The sequence below is a fragment of the Streptomyces sp. NBC_00005 genome (assembly GCF_045160215.1).
In the GTDB taxonomy this organism is placed as follows: Bacteria; Actinomycetota; Actinomycetes; order Streptomycetales; family Streptomycetaceae; genus Streptomyces.
The window spans coordinates 2,897,666-2,913,658 of sequence record NZ_CP108316.1 but is presented as its reverse complement, the minus strand read 5'-3'; the positions used below and the strand labels follow the sequence as shown (position 1 = coordinate 2,913,658).

Annotated in this window: 14 protein-coding genes; 5 read left to right on the top strand and 9 right to left on the bottom strand. The window is 70.8% G+C overall.

Features of this window, described 5'->3' with window-relative positions; genetic code table 11:
* The 4 genes from OG303_RS13625 to OG303_RS13610 all read right to left on the bottom strand — a co-directional run bounded on the left by OG303_RS13625 (window position 1) and on the right by OG303_RS13610 (window position 5,093).
* Window positions 1-432, bottom strand: coding sequence for a roadblock/LC7 domain-containing protein (locus OG303_RS13625; RefSeq protein ID WP_405868254.1), 432 nt, complete (start codon window positions 430-432; stop codon window positions 1-3).
* A gap of 15 nt (window positions 433-447) precedes the next feature.
* Window positions 448-2,814 (bottom strand): nitrate- and nitrite sensing domain-containing protein, encoded by a 2,367-nt coding sequence (locus OG303_RS13620; RefSeq protein WP_405868252.1) that lies wholly within the window; start codon window positions 2,812-2,814, stop codon window positions 448-450.
* 214 nt (window positions 2,815-3,028) lie between these two features.
* Window positions 3,029-4,042: a substrate-binding domain-containing protein gene (locus OG303_RS13615; RefSeq protein ID WP_405868250.1), complete on the bottom strand. Its 1,014-nt coding sequence runs from the start codon at window positions 4,040-4,042 to the stop codon at window positions 3,029-3,031.
* Between the two features lie 208 nt (window positions 4,043-4,250).
* Window positions 4,251-5,093, bottom strand: coding sequence for an SAM-dependent methyltransferase (locus tag OG303_RS13610; RefSeq protein ID WP_405868248.1), 843 nt, complete (start codon window positions 5,091-5,093; stop codon window positions 4,251-4,253).
* A gap of 343 nt (window positions 5,094-5,436) precedes the next feature.
* Between OG303_RS13610 and OG303_RS13605 the strand changes: the two genes are divergently transcribed.
* A complete protein-coding gene (locus OG303_RS13605; protein ID WP_405868246.1) occupies window positions 5,437-6,876 on the top strand; it encodes an MFS transporter in 1,440 nt (479 codons plus the stop codon).
* A 227-nt stretch (window positions 6,877-7,103) separates the two neighbouring features.
* On the opposite strand, the gene OG303_RS13600 is transcribed toward OG303_RS13605, so the two are convergent.
* The 3 genes from OG303_RS13600 to OG303_RS13590 all read right to left on the bottom strand — a co-directional run bounded on the left by OG303_RS13600 (window position 7,104) and on the right by OG303_RS13590 (window position 9,347).
* Entirely contained in the window at window positions 7,104-8,117 is a 1,014-nt protein-coding gene (locus OG303_RS13600; RefSeq protein ID WP_405868244.1) for an Lrp/AsnC family transcriptional regulator, read from the bottom strand.
* Window positions 8,118-8,235: 118 nt separating this feature from the next.
* Window positions 8,236-8,676: a DUF6114 domain-containing protein gene (locus OG303_RS13595; protein ID WP_405868242.1), complete on the bottom strand. Its 441-nt coding sequence runs from the start codon at window positions 8,674-8,676 to the stop codon at window positions 8,236-8,238.
* Window positions 8,676-9,347, bottom strand: coding sequence for a DUF6230 family protein (locus OG303_RS13590; RefSeq protein ID WP_405868240.1), 672 nt, complete (start codon window positions 9,345-9,347; stop codon window positions 8,676-8,678). The genes OG303_RS13595 and OG303_RS13590 overlap by 1 nt, the downstream gene beginning before the upstream one ends.
* 613 nt (window positions 9,348-9,960) lie before the next feature.
* Between OG303_RS13590 and OG303_RS13585 the strand changes: the two genes are divergently transcribed.
* A complete protein-coding gene (locus tag OG303_RS13585) occupies window positions 9,961-10,614 on the top strand; it encodes a Tat pathway signal sequence domain protein (RefSeq protein WP_405868238.1) in 654 nt (217 codons plus the stop codon).
* Between the two features lie 18 nt (window positions 10,615-10,632).
* Here OG303_RS13585 and OG303_RS13580 read toward each other — a convergent pair whose 3' ends face one another.
* Entirely contained in the window at window positions 10,633-11,562 is a 930-nt protein-coding gene (locus OG303_RS13580; protein ID WP_405868236.1) for a lytic polysaccharide monooxygenase, read from the bottom strand.
* 350 nt (window positions 11,563-11,912) lie between these two features.
* Here OG303_RS13580 and OG303_RS13575 point away from each other — a divergent pair, with 350 nt between their 5' ends.
* From OG303_RS13575 to OG303_RS13565, 3 genes are all read left to right on the top strand, one after another.
* Window positions 11,913-12,794: a ScbA/BarX family gamma-butyrolactone biosynthesis protein gene (locus OG303_RS13575; protein ID WP_405868234.1), complete on the top strand. Its 882-nt coding sequence runs from the start codon at window positions 11,913-11,915 to the stop codon at window positions 12,792-12,794.
* A 70-nt stretch (window positions 12,795-12,864) separates the two neighbouring features.
* Entirely contained in the window at window positions 12,865-13,512 is a 648-nt protein-coding gene (locus tag OG303_RS13570) for a ScbR family autoregulator-binding transcription factor (protein WP_405868232.1), read from the top strand.
* Between the two features lie 22 nt (window positions 13,513-13,534).
* Entirely contained in the window at window positions 13,535-14,704 is a 1,170-nt protein-coding gene (locus OG303_RS13565) for a damage-control phosphatase ARMT1 family protein (RefSeq protein WP_405868230.1), read from the top strand.
* A gap of 17 nt (window positions 14,705-14,721) precedes the next feature.
* Here OG303_RS13565 and OG303_RS13560 read toward each other — a convergent pair whose 3' ends face one another.
* Complete coding sequence (locus OG303_RS13560) at window positions 14,722-15,984, bottom strand: cytochrome P450 (protein WP_405868228.1); 1,263 nt, start codon at window positions 15,982-15,984, stop codon at window positions 14,722-14,724.
* Between the last annotated feature and the right edge of the window lie 9 nt (window positions 15,985-15,993).

Genomic DNA, 15,993 nt, shown 5'->3' with positions numbered 1-15,993 from the left:
TCACGCGCCGGACTCGACGGTCGGGCCGAGGCCTGCCCGCGGTGCCGCGCTGAGATGCTCGCCGATCTTCTTCACCAGCATGTTCATCTGGTACGCCACCACGCCGACATCAGCGCCCGCGCTGGTGAGGACGACGAGATGGGCGCCCGGGCCGGCCGAGGTCAGGATCAGATAGCTGTGCGCCATCTCGATGAGCGCCTGACGCACCGGCCCACCGCGGAAGTCCATGCTGACGCCCTTGCTCAGGCTCATCAGTCCGGACGCGGTCGCCGCCAGCCGCTCGGCGTCGTCGCGCAGGAACCCGGTGGATCTGCTGACCACCAGCCCGTCCTCGGAGAGCACGACGGCGTGGTTCACCTCGGCGACCCGCTCCACGAGTCCGGTCAGCAACTGATCCAGCTGGGTGTGGGTGGCGGGGGTGGGGTGTGTCATGGCGGTGGTCCTTCGTCAGCGGTCGGCGGGAGGAGTCGAGGGGACAGTGGTGCCTTCGGCGGGGAGGGGTGCACCCGGTTCCCGAGTTCCGGGGGCGTCCTCCTGGTCGTACTGCGTCCCGGCGTCGTCGTCACGCGCCCGGAGTGTGCCGCGCTGGAAACCGCCGAGCGAGGAGGCGGCCCGCTCCGCGGTGAACTCCTCGGCGTGGCCGTCCTGTTCGTCGCTCGTGGACTCCTCGCGCAGCTCGGCGGCAAGGCTGGTCTGGGGCACCCGGCGGGGGAGCGGAGTTCTGCCTCCCCCACTCTCGGCTTCGCTCGAGCGGGCGGACCCCCATCGCCCGGCGGCGGACGCCGGAACGATGCGTGCCGGGGTGACGGGGCGTGGCTCGCGTACTGACTCCACGGGCTCTTCCACCGTGTCCGGCTCCTCCGGAGCGGGGGTGTCGGAGGGGACCGGCGTCTCCCGTACGACGATCTCGTGCGGCAGCAGCACGATCGCCGTCGTCCCGCCGTACGGCGACGCGCGCAGCGTCACCGCGATGCCGTGCCGGGTGGCGAGCCGGGCGATCACGAACATGCCGAGCCGGAGATCGTCGGCCAGCGCCACCACGTCGAACTGCGGCTGAACCGCCAACTGGGCGTTGAAGGAGGCGTAGTCCTCCTCCGACATGCCCAGGCCGCGGTCCTCGACCTCCACCACCAGGCCCTTGGCCACCAGCGCGGCCCGCACCCCGACCGGGGCCGGCGCGGGCGAGTACACGGTCGCGTTGTCGATCAGCTCGGCCAGCAGGTGGATCACGTCGGCCACCGCGGGCGGCGCCAGATACACGTCCTCGTCGGTGTGCACCTCGACCCGCTGGTACTCGGCGACCTCGCCGACGGCGCTGCGCAGGATGTCGATCAGCGCGACCGGCTCCCGCCAGCTGCGCCTGGGCTGCTCGCCGCTGATGATGACCAGGTTCTCCTCGTAGCGGCGCAACTGGCTGGCCGTGGAGTCCAGTTCGTACAGGCCCTTGAGGACGTCCGGGTCGGAGTGCCGGCGCTCCAGCGCGTCGAGCTTGGTGAGCTGCAGGTTGACCAGGTTCTGGCTCTGCCGGGCGATGCCGAGGATGACCTTCTGGAAGCCGCGCCGGGTGTCGGCGAGTTCGACCGCGGTGTGCACCGCCGTGCGCTGCGCCTTGTTGAACGCCCGTGCCACCTGGCCGAGTTCGTCCCGCCCGTAGTCCAGCGGCGGGGTCGCCAGGTCCGCGTCGACCTTCTCGCCCCGGTCCAGGCGGGCCACGACGTCCGGCAGCCTTTCCTCGGCCAGGCTCAGCGTGGCCTCCCGCAGGCCGCGCAGGCGCCGGGACAGGGAGCGGGTGATCCGCCAGGACATGCCCACGCACAGCAGCAGCGCGATCAGTCCGCCCGCGCTGAGCGAGGCGGCGGTCAGCAGCAGGCTGTCGGCCTTGTCGGCGCTGCGGTCGAGCAGCCCGGACGTCTGGTTCTCGATCAGCCGCGAGTACTGGTCGCCGACCGTGTTCAGCGCGGCCGTCCACTGCTTGCGCGCGTCGGGCAGCGAGACCTTCCCGGCGGTGGCGGACGCCCGGGCCGCGAGCACCTGGTCCTCGACGTCCTGGAGGGTCTGCCACTCGGGGCTCTGCAGGATCCGCTCGGTCTGCGTCTTCGCGCTGCCCTGCAGCGAGGGGACGATCTGGTCCTCGACGAGCCAGCGCCGGGTGTCGACCAGCTCTGCGAAGTTGGCCCACGCCTTCTCGCTCAGCTTTCCGGACGGCCAGGCCAGGGTGAGCTGCGCGTCCTCCTGCGAGACCAGCTCCGCCGCGTGCTCCAGCGCGACCAGCGGGCCGGCCTGCGAGGTGAGGTCGCCGTCGTCGACCTGGGAGAGCTCCTGGAAGGCGTGGATCTGGTCGTCGATGATCGAGCTGTACTGGTCCAGCGCCTGCGCGGCGGTGATGTCCGTGGGGTCGTCCACCTGACTCCGGTAGTACTCCAGGCTGCCCACCGAGCCGAGCACCGAGTACAGCCGGTCCGAGATGCGCGCGGGCGCCTTGTTGATCGCGTCGGTCTGGCCGACCAGCTTCGCGACCGCCTTGTCCGTCTTCTTGCGCTGCGCGTTCAGCGCGGCCCGGGTGCCGTGCGGCGAGGCCAGCCAGGCCGCCGACAGGCTGCGCTCCCGCTGCAGCGCGAGCGTCGCGTCGGTGCCCATCGCGCCGGTCGACCGGCTCAGCGTGGTCTGCCCGCGCAGCCGCAGCCCCTCGCCGAAGATCTGCGTGGTCGTCAGCGCCCACATGGCGGCGAGGGTGACGCTGGGCACCAGGGCCAGCAGGATCAGGGAGAGACGTATGGAGCCGAGACGGCGCCCGGCACCGGTCCGTGGAGACATCGTCGTCCTAGGCGATCAGCGGAGCGGAGGGGAATGGAGGGGAATGGAGGGGAATGGAGGGGAACGGAGGGGAACGGACGGGAGAACACGGGGGTGGCCGTGAGCGGGGGAGAGAAGGGGTGCACAGGATGCTATCCGTACAAGTGACCGCACGTGCCACAGGTCTCCGAATCTCTCGAGACATTGACGTACGAAGTGTCGCGCGGCGTGCGGATCAGCGCGTGCCGCGTGCCGCGAACCTGGCGACCGAGGCCACGTTCGCCTTGGTCACGAACGCCGGCCCGGTGAGCACGGGGGACACCCCGCCCCCGCTGATGTTGCCGTTCGTCCTGTACAGCCACAGCGCGTCCACCGCGAGATAGCCCTGCAGATACGGCTGTTGATCCACCGCGAACTGCACGTCACCGCTCTCGACCGCCTTCACCAGGTCCTGGTTGAGGTCGAAGGTGGCGACGTGGGCCTTGCTGCCCGACTGCTTCACCGACTTCACCGCGGTGAGCGCGAAGGGGGCGCCCAGGGTGACCACCTCGTCGATCGTCGGGTCCTGCCGCAGCCTCGCGGTGATCGCGGCGGCGGTCGCGTTCGCGTCGGTGCCCTCGACGTAGAGGTTCTCGGTCTCGCCCCCGAAGGTCTTCTTCACGCCGGCGCAGCGGGCCTCCAGGGCGACGTTGCCCCGCTCGTGGATGACACACAGGGCGTGCTTGGCCTTGAGGTCGTCCAGCTTGTCGCCGACGGCCCGCCCGGCGAGGCTCTCGTCCTGGCCGAAGAACTCCAGGACCCCCTCGGACTGCCAGGAGTCGATGCCGGAGTTGAGGCCCACCACGGGTATGTCCGCCGCCTTGGCCGCGGCGACCGGGCCCTGCATCGCCTGCGGCTTGGCGAGGGTCACCGCGATGCCGTCGACCTTCTGTTTGACCGCGTCCCGCACCAGCTCGGCCTGGGCCGCCGAGTCGGGGTCGCTGGCGTACGTCAGGTCGATGTTGTCCTTCGCGGCGGCCGCCTCGGCGCCCTTCTTCACCAGGTTCCAGAAGGTGTCGCCCTCCGAGGCGTGCGTGACCAGGGCGACCCTGAGACGGCCGGTGGCCGCCTTGCCGAGTGAGTCCGTGGCGGAGTCGGACCGTGCGCCGGATGCGGAGCAGCCGGTCGCGAGCAGACAGCCGGCCGCGGCCAGGGCGGCGGCGACGCGTACGGGTCTGCGGCGGACGGGAGGTGGGGGAGGAGTGTTCATGAGGGTGCGGCACCTCGCTGTGCGGCCGAGCAAGAGGAACAGCGAGAGGGAGCTCCCGGACGACGTCCGACTCGTCGTACGCAGTCCGGATGACTCTCGCTGGCCGGAGCCAATCGTGTGTGACCGCCGGTAGTCAAGTGATCAGCAACATTGCGTAAGTTGTCGCTGCCGCATCGTGATGATGCATACCGGCCAGCAGGGGGGACGTCTACGGCTTACGCGCCACCGCCCCGTACATCGCGATGTCCGCGTCGCGTATGACCTCGCCGTCCGTGCCGTCCGGATGCCACTTGTGGACCTGGACGATGCCCGGCTCGACGAGTTCGAGGCCCTCGAAGAACTCCCCGGCCTCGGCGAGGGTGCGCAGCCGCATCGGCATGTCGCGGGCCGCGTACTCGCGGGCGACCCGGCCGACCTCCTCGGGCGCGAACTCGGCCGTGCCGATGGACATCGCCAGATAGCTGCCCGCGGGGAGCGGTTCGAGCAGGCGGCGGACGATTCCGACGGCGTCGTGCTCGTCGAGCATGAAGTGGACGATCGCGACGACGGTCAGGGCGACCGGCTCCCCCGTGTCCAGGGTGTCGCGGAAGGCGGGGCTGTCGAGGATGGCCTGCGGATCGCGCATGTCCGCCTCGACGTACGACGTCCTGCCCTCCGGCGTGCTGTTCAGCAGGCCCTTGGAGAGGGCGAGGACCAGCGGGTCGTTGTCGACGTACACGACCCGGGCGGCCGGGGTCGCCGACTGGGCGATCTCGTGGATGTTCGGGGAGGTGGGGATGCCGGTGCCGATGTCGAGGAACTGGCGTACCCCCGCCTCCGTGGCCAGCCAGCGCACCGCGCGGTTCATCCAGTCGCGGTTGGCCCGCATGTGGACCGGCAGGGCGGGCCACTCCCGGCACATGGCGTCGCCGGCCTCCTGGTCCGCCGGGTAGTAGTCCTTGCCGCCCAGGATGTAGTCGTAGATCCGCGCGGCGTGCGCGGTCCCGTCCGCGGCGGAGCCGCTGTCGGCTGCAGTGGTACGGCCGGTCGGCCGGGCGCTGTCCTCGGGCACGGTGGCCCTCCCGTCACGTCGTCGATCTCCCGGAAACCTCCACAACTGACTTCCCCAACTAGCTTCCTCAACTCCCGGGCTGCGCAAACCACTTGAGCAACAGCAGTCACCGGCTCAGGCCTGGGACACACGTACGACCCCGCGCCCGCGGCGTGTGGGAAATCGACACCGCAGCGGCCGTCGATGGAAGGAATCCTCCATCCCGGGCCACTGGCTGGAGGACCCTCTCTGCCCGCCTCCACGCTGAGCCGTGGTCGGTCAGGGCGTCCCGATCCCGTGTGCGTGTGTGGGTGCTGGGGTGGGCGCCGGGCCGGCGTGTCGACAACGGTGGAGAGGACCCCCGATGACTGCTGAGCGTGTGCTGACGCCGACTCCCACGGCGTACCGATGGCGGTGGGCGGCGCTCGCCGCCCTGCTGCTCGGTGAGGCGATGAACCTGCTGGACGCGACCATCGTGCAGGTCGCCGCGCCCGCCATCCACGCGGATCTGGGCGGGTCGGTGTCCGACATCCAGTGGTTCACGACCGCCTACACCCTGCCGTTCGCGGTGCTGCTGATCACCGGTGGACGGCTGGGGGACATCGCCGGCCGCAAGCGGCTGTTCGTCATCGGCGTCACGGGGTTCATGCTCGCGTCCGCCGCGTGCGCCGTGGCGCCGTCGGTGGGGCTGCTGATCGGCTTCCGGGTCGTGCAGGGCGCGGCGGCGGCCGTGATCATTCCCCAGACCATCGGTCTGATCAAGGCGATGTTCGCCGGGCCCGAGATGTCCAAGGCCCTCGGCACCATCGGTCCCGTGATGGGTCTGGCCGCCGTGTGCGGGCCGGTGCTCGGCGGTGTGCTCACCCATGCCGATCTGTTCGGTTCCTCGTGGCGCGCGGCGTTCCTGGTGAACGTCCCCGTCTCGCTCGTCGTGCTCGCGCTCTCTCCAAGGCTGCTGGAGAACCGGGCGCCGAAGCGGCCCACCCTCGATCTGACCGGCACGTTGCTGGCCGTGGCCGGGATCGGGCTCGTGGTCCGTCCGCTGATCGGTGCGGACCTCTCCGCGCTGTCGGGGTGGAGCTGGGGGTCCATCGCGGCCGGGCTGTGTCTGATGGCGGTGTTCGCGGTGCACCAGCGGCGGGTGGCGGCCGCCGGGCGCAGCCCGCTGGTGGAGCCGAGCCTGTTCGCCCACCGCGGCTTTCCCGCGGCGCTGTTGACGTCCATGTCGTTCTTCGCCGTCACCAACGGGCTGATGACGGTCATCGTGCTTCAGCTGCAACTCGGCCTGGGTGCCGACGTGTTGAAGGCAGGCCTGACTCTGGCGCCGTGGTCGGTGGGCCTGGCGGTCGCCTCCTGGATCGCGGGCGCGCACCTCGTGAAGCGGTACGGGCGTCGGATGATGTCCCTCGGCCTCGTGGCGCTGTTGGTGGGTGTGCTGTCCGCCATCGCGGTGTACCACGCGGCGGATCCGACCTCCTATCCCGCGCTGCTGCTGTTCGCGCTGGGGGTCGTCGGGCTGGGCGTGGGACTCTTCAGCCCCGCCTTCTTCACCATCGCCCTGAAGCCGCTGCGGCCGCAGGAGATCGGCTCGGCCGCGGGGTTGCTCAACGCGGTCCAGCAGTTGGGCGCCACGTTGGGGGTCGCGATTCTCGGCAGCGTGTACCTGGGCGAGGCGCGGGTCGGTGACGGGGCGTCGGCTCTGCGGGCGGTTCAGGTGGCGCTCTGGGGGGCGGTGGTGTTGGTGGGGGTGAGCTTGCTGACGAGCCGGATGATGGGCGATGAGGCTGACGGTGGGTTGGCCTGAGCCGAGGCTTCTTCGCCCCCGCCGCCCCTTCCCGTCCCGATCCGGGGGCCGGCCCCCGGACCCCCGCTCCTCAAACGCCGGAGGGGCTGAATTGTCGCCGGCCGGGGCTTGAATCCTTGAGCCCGTCCGGCGTTTGAGGACGAGGCCGTTCAGGCCGAAACGGGGGTCTGGGGGCGGAGCCCCCAGGGCGGGTCACAGTCACGGGCGGGTCAGAGTCACGGGCGGGGTCACATCCACGTGCGGGTCGGCGAAGCGGAGCGCCGCGTACGGGACAGGTCCGTCGTGATCGGGCTCGCCGCCTTCAGGTTCCGGAGGACCGGGCTGGTCTCCAGTGTGCGGATCGCGTCCAGGGAGCCGAGGCGGCGGGCCAGATAGCGGTGCAGGTCGGCGGGGTCGCGGCAGAGGGCCTGGGCGACCAGGTTGGTGGGGCCGGTGGTGGCCGCGACGAAGGCCAGTTCGTCGTGGTCCGCGAGCGTCGTCGCCACGTGTTCCTGGTGGGCCGGGCTCACCGACATCCACAGCAGCGCCCGCGTGTTGGCGCCGAAGTGGCCCGCGTCGACCTCGACGTCGTAGAAGATCGCGCCGCCCGCCCGCAGATCCGCGAGCCGGCGCGCCACGGTGACCGGGGACCAGCCGGTCGCCTGCGCGAGCTCGGCATGCGTGGCCCGTCCGTCTCTCTGCAGGGCGACCAGCAACTCGCAGTCCCGCTCGGAGAGTTGGCGTGGCACCGGCACATACGGCCGGTCGTCCGCCTCGTGCTCGCGCAGGACGCGCTGCTGCCTCTCGTCCAGTGTGTCGGCGCTCCGGCGCCAGTTCGTCGGGCCGCCCAGGTAGGTGTGCAGCAGGAGGTGCGCGGAGACCGCGGTGATGTTGCCGGTGCGTGGAATGTCGCGCAGGAGAAGGGAGTTGGCCGCGTCCGTGGGCGTGTGGATGATCGACACGATCTCCGTACCGCCGGAGGCGAGCTTCACCCACGACGTGTCAGGCCGGCGCACCAGCGCATGCGCCAGGTCCTGAGCGGAACTCGCCGCAGCGGTGAGCCGGACGATCCACTGCGTCTGCCCCGCCTGATGGGGGTCCGCCAACCCCACGACCCGCAACGAGGCCTCCGTACGCAGCCGACGGTAACGGCGGGCGACCGTCTGGGCCGAGACACCGAGCGCGACGGCGATCCGGCTGAACGGCGCGCGGCCGTCGATGTGCAGCGCGTGGATCAGGGCACGGTCCAGGTCGTCCAGCATGCGTACATTGTTCAGCTTCTTCAGGGGGCCCGCTCCGTGGATGTCCATCCGCCGGCCGACCCGGCGGACGCGGACCGCGCTTCGCGGTCGCGAGCCGGGTCGGCCCGGGCAGGCGTGACTACAGCTGTACGGCCTCTTGTACGGTCTCCACGGTCTGCGCTTCCTTCTTGCGCTGCCGGCGGCCGATGCGCGGCTCCTGGTCCGGCAGCCAGCCGAAGGTGAGGCAGCTGCCGATGATTCCCAGGAGCAGGCCGATGAAGAAGCCGCCCAGGTTCGAGGTGACCCAGGTGCCCAGGGAGGCCAGGACGCCCATGATCGAGTAGAACAGGCGCTGGGCGGGGCTGAAGAGGATCAGCAGTCCGCACAGCAGCATCACGGCCGGCAGCAGGTAGCCGGTCAGGCCCTGCATGCCGATGTGCATGATGACCTTCAGCGAGGCCTTCTCGGTGAGCAGGATCTCCGCCCCGCCCAGGGCGAGCAGCAGCCCGCCCGGGAACGGACGGCGGGCCCGCCACTGACGGAAAGCGGGCCGCGCGCCTTGTTTCGGAGTGTCCGACATCAGCAACCCGAGTCGCTGAAGCTGAGTTTCAGGCCCGGAAGCTTGAACACCCCGGCGGTGGTCGCGTAGTTGGTCTGCCGCAGGTTGGCGATGTGCACCGTGTCGGCCTGCTGACTGAAGACGCCCTTCTTGCCCTTGACCCCGGCCTTGGTGAGCGTGCTGGCGTCGTTGCCGATCTCGATGTTGTTGAAGGACGCGTCGCCCGACAGCTCGGTCGAGTCGGTGGTCAGGTCGCTCGCCTGGACCTTCGACGAGCCGCTGCCCGCCTTGATGAGCAGGTTCGTGCCGCCCAGGTCGACGCTCTGGCACAGGCTGTCCAGCGTCGCGTTCTTGATGGCGGAGGTGACGATCAGCACCTGGCCGCCGGTGTCACCCGCGTTCGGGCTGTTCGGGATCATGCTGTCGAGGTCGCCGAACTGCTCGAATCCGGTGCCGTCGAGCGACTTGGCGGTGACGGTGAAGGGCATTCCGGAGATCGAGAACGACACCCCCAGCGCCCCCTCGGCGGTCATGATCGCGAGGCCGGCGGCGACCGCGACGGCGGGCACGGCCATCACGGCGGCGCGGCGCAGCCGGACCCGCCCGCGTCTGGCGGGGTCGGGCGAGGAACCGCTTTCCGGGTTCCCCGGGGTGTGGTCGGCGGACGAGGTGACGTCCGAGGACGAGGCCATTTCTGCTCCCATGTGCATAGTCATTGCGGGTTGGGCATCAGCGGCACGTTGTCCTGGCGCGGACAGCGGACTGCGGCGCACGCCTCCTCACAACTCCCGGCGGGCGTAAGGGCTTTCTCGTACTCCGCAGTAGCCGTCGAGGAAGTTACCCGTGGTTACTTTTAGGGGTCAAGGGAGTTGTGGAAAAAGGGTGTCGATTGTGCCTCACCTGTGCGTCAGTGGCCGCGCGGGGCTGGAGTGCATCTCTTGAACGATCGTCAACTCCCTTGTCGCGCCTTGACGTTGACTGACACTCAGGTCTAGAACTGCCCCTGGCTTTCCCCCCGGATCCGTGGCGCCGGATCCCGCCGAGCGGCATCGTCCGCGTTCCCGGAAACCCCCACGCCCCCGACGGTCCCGCACGGGCACTTCCCCCCTGGTCCGTGCGGGCCCGCCTCTCCCCGCCCGGTTTCGGCAGGCGGCCCTCCCCACGGGTCTTCGGTCGGTCACCGGCCGGTCGCCGTTGCCGGTCCGCCACGTACGGAGAAGGCGTCACGGACCGGCAACGGCGGACGCCGACTCGCGTCCCCCTACGCCACTTTCAGCCCCCACACATCAGAAAAGAGACCCCCGCATGCGCACTCGCACCCTCATCACCCTCGTCGGCGCCGTCGCCGCCCTCGCGATCCCCGCGGCCGTCCCCGCCTCCGCGGCCGACACCTCCGTCCTCACCACCGGTTCGGCCGGCGGCACCGCCGTCGCGGTCGGCGACGTCCTCACCGCACCGCTGGCCAGCGGCACCAACGCCACCCTCTACTCCAGCTCGACCGGCACCAGTGGCGTCACGTGCACGTCGTCCGAGTTCACCGCCACTGTCACCGACAACCCCGCCGCGCCGGGCACGGCCACCGAGTCGGTCAGCGCGCAGACCTTCGACAGCAGCAGCTGCTCCAGCAACGTCGTCGGCGTCCTCGGCGTCAGCAGCATCACGGTCGACAACCTGCCGTACACCACCTCCGTGGCCTCCGACGGCACCCTCACCGTGACCCCGGCGAGCGGCTCCACCATCCAGACCACGGTCAAGCTGACCACCCTGCTGGGCAGCATCACGTGCGTCTACCAGGCCGCCAGCCTGACCGGCACGGCGAGCAACGACGACAACAGCATCAACTTCACCAACCAGCAGTTCACCAAGTCGTCCGGCTCGTCGCTCTGCTTCAGCAGCGGCTACTTCACCGCCAAGTACGCCCCGGTGACCGACAACGGCGCGACGGTCTACGTCAACTGACGCCAAGTCAGGGGTAGTTCAGCGTCGACGCAGACGCAGCGCCAGGGCGGCGCCGCCGGTGAGCACCAGCACCGCGGCGGCGCCGCCCGCGATCACGGGCGCGGAGGGCCCCGAGCCGCCGGTGGACGTCGAGGCCACCGGAGTGCTGTCGGGTGCGGTGGTGCTCTGCCGCGAGCTCGCCGCGGCCTCGGCGGTCCGGGAGGGCGTCGTACGAGGCTCCGGGGTCGCCGAAGGGCTGCCGCTCGCGCTCTTCCCGCCGCCGGCCGAGGACGGCGACGCCGCCCGGCCGCCGCTGCTGCCGCTCTTTGCCGCCCCGAACACCACGTCGGAGCACGAGTAGTACGTGTCCGTGGTGCTGCTGTTCTGCCAGATCGTGTAGAGCACGTGGTGCCCGGTCCGGTCGGACGGCAGCTTCGCGGTGATGCGGTACGCGCCGTTCGTCAGCGCCGGGTCCTTGACCGCCGCGAACGGCTGCTCCGGCAGCTCGGACCAGGTCAGCGGCCTCTTCGGGTCGTAGCCGGTCTTGGTGAGGTAGAGCTTGAACGTGCCGGTGTGCGGGATCGTCGAGGCGTACTTCATCGTCATCGTCGCGCCCGGCTTCAGGGTCGTCGACGGCCAGTCGGAGCGGGCGAGGTCGAGTCCCTTGTAGGCGGGCAGGCCCCCGCTGCACAGCTTTCCGTCGGGGATGACCTGGCGGTCCCTGCCGTTCACGTCCGGCACCCGCAGGTTGTCCCACAACGTGAAGGGGGCGCCGTTCGCGGCGACGGCGGCCTTGCAGGCGGCCGACTGCGCGTTGCTGCCGCCGTCGGGGGAGCAGGCGTACACCCGGCTGACCGGATCCGTGGGCGCACCGTGCGCCTGCGCGGGGCCCGCCGCCCACAGGGACAGCAGGAACGGGGTCACGAGGGCGGCCGCCAGGGCGGTGCGGTGTGCGGTCATCCGGGGCATCCGGAACGTCTCCTCGGCCGGCGCGGAACGGTGTGCTCCCGTGAAGTACGGGAAACCGGCCCGGCGCGTTCACCGCTTCGAGCTCTCCATGAATCGGGGCGATCCCGGTCAACCGGCCGAGTTCCGGGACGCGTTTCCGGCTCGCGTCGCGGGTGTCGCGCGCGGCGCGAAGATCTCCCCCGCGGCACCTGCCCGCGCATCCGTCGTTCGTTCACCTGGGCCGTACGCCCCTCGGGGCCACCCACGTCTCATTGAAAAACCAACCGGTCGCCTCGTACTCTGGCGGTCGCCGGCACGGGCACCTCTCCGTCTGGTCTGTCATCCGCTTTCGGGGGGACCGAGGGAGGGACATGCCTCAATCGACCTTGACGGCCACCGTGCCCCGTCAGCTCGTCCATCGGGCATCCGTCGCTGAAACGTTTCTCACCGGCTGGGCGCGGACCGGAGCCAACAGGTTCAGGTTGTTCGCGCAGTGGCCGCGCGCCCATCAGTTACACGTGTCTCCCGACCGGTCCGCGTACGAACCGCTGCTCGTCGCGGAGACCGTCCGCCAGTGCGGAGCACTCCTCGCGCACGCCGAGTACGAAGCCCCGCTCGACCACTTCTTCGTCCTCAAGGAACTGCGCTTCACCACGCATCCCGAGCACCTGGCCGTCGGCGCCGCCCCCGCCGAACCGGTGCTCGACGTCAGGATCTTCGACGTCCGCAGGCGCGCCGGCCGCCCGACCGCGCTCCGCTACGACACCGACGTACGTCTGGGTGGCGAACGCGTCGCGACCGCGCACATCTCCGTCAGCTGGACCAGCGAGTCCGTCTACCGCAGACTGCGCGGCGGCCGCACCGCGGCCACCGTCTCCCCACTGCCGATCCCGCCCGCCCTGCCGACCACCACCGTGGGCCGCGCCCTGTCCACGGACGTCGTCCTCGCCCCGCCCGACCGCCCCGGCCGCTGGCAACTGCGTGTAGATACCGCCCATCCCGTTTTCTTCGACCACCCACTCGACCACGTCCCCGGCATGCTGCTCCTGGAGGCGGCCCGCCAGGTCACCCGCACGCGGACCGCCGAACCGGGATCGTCGGCGTCCTTCCACGCCACCTTCCACCAGTACGCCGAACTGGACCGACCCACCTGGATCGAGGTGACCGGCGGGGACGGGACAGACCTGGAAGTCCGGGGAACGCAGGGCGAGTCGACCGTCTTCGGGTGCACCGTCGGCGCCGCCGCACGGTGAGATATCGTTCACGGGGAGTAAAAAACAAACAGCACGACCCGTTCTTTCCAGTCCCAGGAGTGTTCAGCCGATGGCGAGGCAGTTACGCGCCGAGCAGACTCGCGCGACGATCATCACAGCCGCAGCAGACCTGTTCGACCGCCGCGGCTACGAATCGACCAGCCTGAGCGACATCGTCGAACACGCCCAAGTCACCAAGGGTGCCCTGTACTTCCACTTCGCGGCGAAGGAGGACCTGGCCCACGCCATCATGGAGCTCCAGTCCAGGGCCCTGCGCGAGGTGACGAAGGACCTGGACGGCCGGAGCTACTCCTCGCTCGAAACCCTGATGCGCATCACTTTTGCCATCGCCCGGCTGTCCGTCGAGGGGCCGATCCCGCGGGCCGGGCTCCGGCTCGCCACCGGTTCGGTCGCGGTGCGGCCGCCGCTCGAGCACCCCTTCACCGAGTGGCGTGACATCGCCTCCCGCAAACTCCTCGGCGCCATCAAGGAGTCGGACGTCCACCCGGACGTCGACGTCGACGCCGTGGCCCACTCCCTCGTCAGCTTCTTCGTCGGCACCCGCGTCGTGGGCCACTCCCTCGAACCCGTCGCCCGCCAGCCCCGCAGGCTGGCCGAGATGTGGCACGTCATGGTCCGGGGTCTGGTCCCGGTGACCCGCCGCGCCCGTTATCTGAGCCTCGCCGCCCGGCTGGAGCGGGAGATCAGACCCGTCTGACCGAGGCTCTATGGTGAGGCGCATGCCCGACACCCCGTCCGCGTCCGTGATCCTCGGCAACGAGCCGGGTTCGTTCCCCTATAGCGTGCTCGCCGAGCGCCATCCCGCGATCATCCGGCAGGTCCGGGAGGCCTTCCCGTACGGCCCCGCACAGCACCGCGCACTCGACGCGCTGCTCGCGAGCTGCACCAAGGGCGTCGTCGAACCGCTCCCCGCCGACGCGCACGACCGGGCCCGCTGGGAGACGTGGGGCTCGGCCGAGTACACCGGCCGTTCCTGGTACGACGTACCCTGGCTCTGGTCGGAGAGCTACTTCTACCGCCAACTCCTCGAAGCGGTCGGTTACTTCGGCACCGGACCCTGGCAGGGCATCGACCCGTTCCGCCCCTTCAAGCTGGCCGAGCTCGACTCCGCCGAGACGGACGAGGAGCTGACCGCCCTCGACGCGCTGTCCGCCGGTGACCAGGACCGGGCCCTGCTGCACGGCTCCCTCTGGGGCAACCGCGCCGACCTCGGCTTCCGCCTCTCCACCGCGGACACCGGTATCGGGGACGCCGCCCCGGGCCTGGTGGCCGACGACAGCGAGGCCCTCTGGTCGCTGCTCCCGCCGTCCGGCGCGGGCACGCTGTGCCTGATCGCCGACAACGCGGGCCGCGAACTCATCCCCGATCTGCTGCTCATCGCCCACCTCCTCGAACGCGGGCGCATCCAGCGCGCCGTCCTGCACGTCAAGCCGTATCCGTACTACGTCTCCGACGCGACGACGGCCGACGTGCTCGACGCGCTGAGGAGGCTGACCGGGGCGCAGGGCGCCGCCGTCGAGTACGGCCGCATCCTGTGGTCGGCGATGACCGACGGCCGCCTCACGCTGCGCGCCCACCCCTTCTCCGCGGCACCGCTGCCGTTCGCGGACCTGCCCGACGACCTCCGCGCGGAACTCGCCACGGCCACGGTGACCATCGTGAAGGGCGACCTCAACTACCGCCGCCTGGTGGGCGACCGGCTGTGGCCTCCGACCACACCCTTCAGTGAGGTCACCGCCCACTTCCCCGGCCCGGTGGCCGCCCTGCGCACCCTGAAGTCCGACGTGATCACCGGCCTGGACCCCGCCACGGAGGCCGCACTCGTGGCGGCCGAGGGACAACGGTGGCGGACCGGCGGCACTCACGCGCTGATCCAGGTCCGCACCTGAGAGCCGGGCTCTGAGCCTCAAGTCACCTGCACCGGAAGCGACTTGATGCCATTGATGAAGTTGGACGTCAGCCGCCTGGCCGGCCCCGCCGTGCGCAGGGCCGGCAGCGCGCGCAGTGCCTCGCCGTACAGCACCCGCAGCTGCAGCCGGGCGAAGTGCGCGCCCAGGCAGACGTGCGGGCCGTCGCCGAAGGAGACGTGCGGGTTCGGCGCCCGGGACAGGTCGAGGCGGTCCGGTGCGGTGAAGACCCGTTCGTCGTGGTTGGCGGAGGCGTGGAAGACGACCACCTTGTCGCCGGCGCGAATGCGCCGCCCCGCCAGCTCGGTGTCCTGGACGGCCGTCCGGCGGAAGGTGAGGACGGGCGGATGCCGGCGGAGCAACTCGTCGACGGCGAGAGTGAGTTCGGTCTTCCCCGCGCGGAGTTGTCCGTACGCCTCCGGGTGCTCGGCCAGGGTGAGCAGGCCGCCGGGAGCGGCGCTGCGGACCGTGTCGTTGCCCGCGACGGTGAGCAGGAAGAAGAACATCTCCAGTTCGGCGTCGGCGAGTTCGGGGTCCTGGGCGAGCGTGGTCAGCACGTCGTCGGCGGGGTGGCGGCGCTTGTGTGCGGCGAGCTGCTGGGCGTAGGCGAACATGTCGCGCAGAGCCGCGGGGGAGCGGGGGTTGACCGGTGTGCCCGCCGCGTCGAGCACGGGTGCGCCGGCCTCGTCCGGGTCCTGGTAGCCAATGACCCGCTGCGTCCAGTGCAGCAGCAGACCGCGGTCGCCGTCCGGGACGCCGAGCAGGTCGGCGAGGTTGAGCAGGGCGTAGTCGTCGGTCACGGCGGTGACGAGGTCGACGGTGCCGTCCGCCGCGCGGGCCGTCCGCAGCGCCCGGTCGAACAGCGTCCGGGCCCGCTCCTGCGCGACGGCCGTGAAGCGGTCGATGCGGCCCGGGGTGAAGGCACGGCTGACCAGCCGTCTCAACCGCCCGTGGCCCGGCGGGTCCTGATTGAGCATCATGCGCCTGATGAAGGGGAGGTCGTCCGGGTCGGGATCGCGGATCTGGGTCGCGCCGAGGTGGGAGGAGTACGTCGCCGAGTCCTTCAGGACGCGCACGACGTCCGCGTGCCGGGTCACTGCCCAGAACCCCGGCCCGGCCGGCCAGCCCAGCACCTCGGGCTCGTCCTGCCAGGCCACGGGGTGGTGGTCGCGCAGAACGCGATAGGCGGCATGGGGTACCCCGGCGGCGTACTGCCGCGGGTCGAAGACGTCCGGAACCGGCGGGGCCTCGCGCACATTCATGCGACCACG

What these genes read in the sequence shown, in the direction of transcription:
- OG303_RS13625 (WP_405868254.1), bottom strand. Translation starts at nt 432, where the DNA reads ATGACACACCCCACCCCCGCCACCCACACCCAGCTGGATCAGTTGCTG.
- OG303_RS13620 (WP_405868252.1), bottom strand. Translation starts at nt 2,814, where the DNA reads ATGTCTCCACGGACCGGTGCCGGGCGCCGTCTCGGCTCCATACGTCTC.
- OG303_RS13615 (WP_405868250.1), bottom strand. Translation starts at nt 4,042, where the DNA reads ATGAACACTCCTCCCCCACCTCCCGTCCGCCGCAGACCCGTACGCGTC.
- OG303_RS13605 (WP_405868246.1), top strand. Translation starts at nt 5,437, where the DNA reads ATGACTGCTGAGCGTGTGCTGACGCCGACTCCCACGGCGTACCGATGG.
- OG303_RS13600 (WP_405868244.1), bottom strand. Translation starts at nt 8,117, where the DNA reads ATGCTGGACGACCTGGACCGTGCCCTGATCCACGCGCTGCACATCGAC.
- OG303_RS13595 (WP_405868242.1), bottom strand. Translation starts at nt 8,676, where the DNA reads ATGTCGGACACTCCGAAACAAGGCGCGCGGCCCGCTTTCCGTCAGTGG.
- OG303_RS13590 (WP_405868240.1), bottom strand. Translation starts at nt 9,347, where the DNA reads ATGGCCTCGTCCTCGGACGTCACCTCGTCCGCCGACCACACCCCGGGG.
- OG303_RS13585 (WP_405868238.1), top strand. Translation starts at nt 9,961, where the DNA reads ATGCGCACTCGCACCCTCATCACCCTCGTCGGCGCCGTCGCCGCCCTC.
- OG303_RS13580 (WP_405868236.1), bottom strand. Translation starts at nt 11,562, where the DNA reads ATGCCCCGGATGACCGCACACCGCACCGCCCTGGCGGCCGCCCTCGTG.
- OG303_RS13575 (WP_405868234.1), top strand. Translation starts at nt 11,913, where the DNA reads ATGCCTCAATCGACCTTGACGGCCACCGTGCCCCGTCAGCTCGTCCAT.
- OG303_RS13570 (WP_405868232.1), top strand. Translation starts at nt 12,865, where the DNA reads ATGGCGAGGCAGTTACGCGCCGAGCAGACTCGCGCGACGATCATCACA.
- OG303_RS13565 (WP_405868230.1), top strand. Translation starts at nt 13,535, where the DNA reads ATGCCCGACACCCCGTCCGCGTCCGTGATCCTCGGCAACGAGCCGGGT.
- OG303_RS13560 (WP_405868228.1), bottom strand. Translation starts at nt 15,984, where the DNA reads ATGAATGTGCGCGAGGCCCCGCCGGTTCCGGACGTCTTCGACCCGCGG.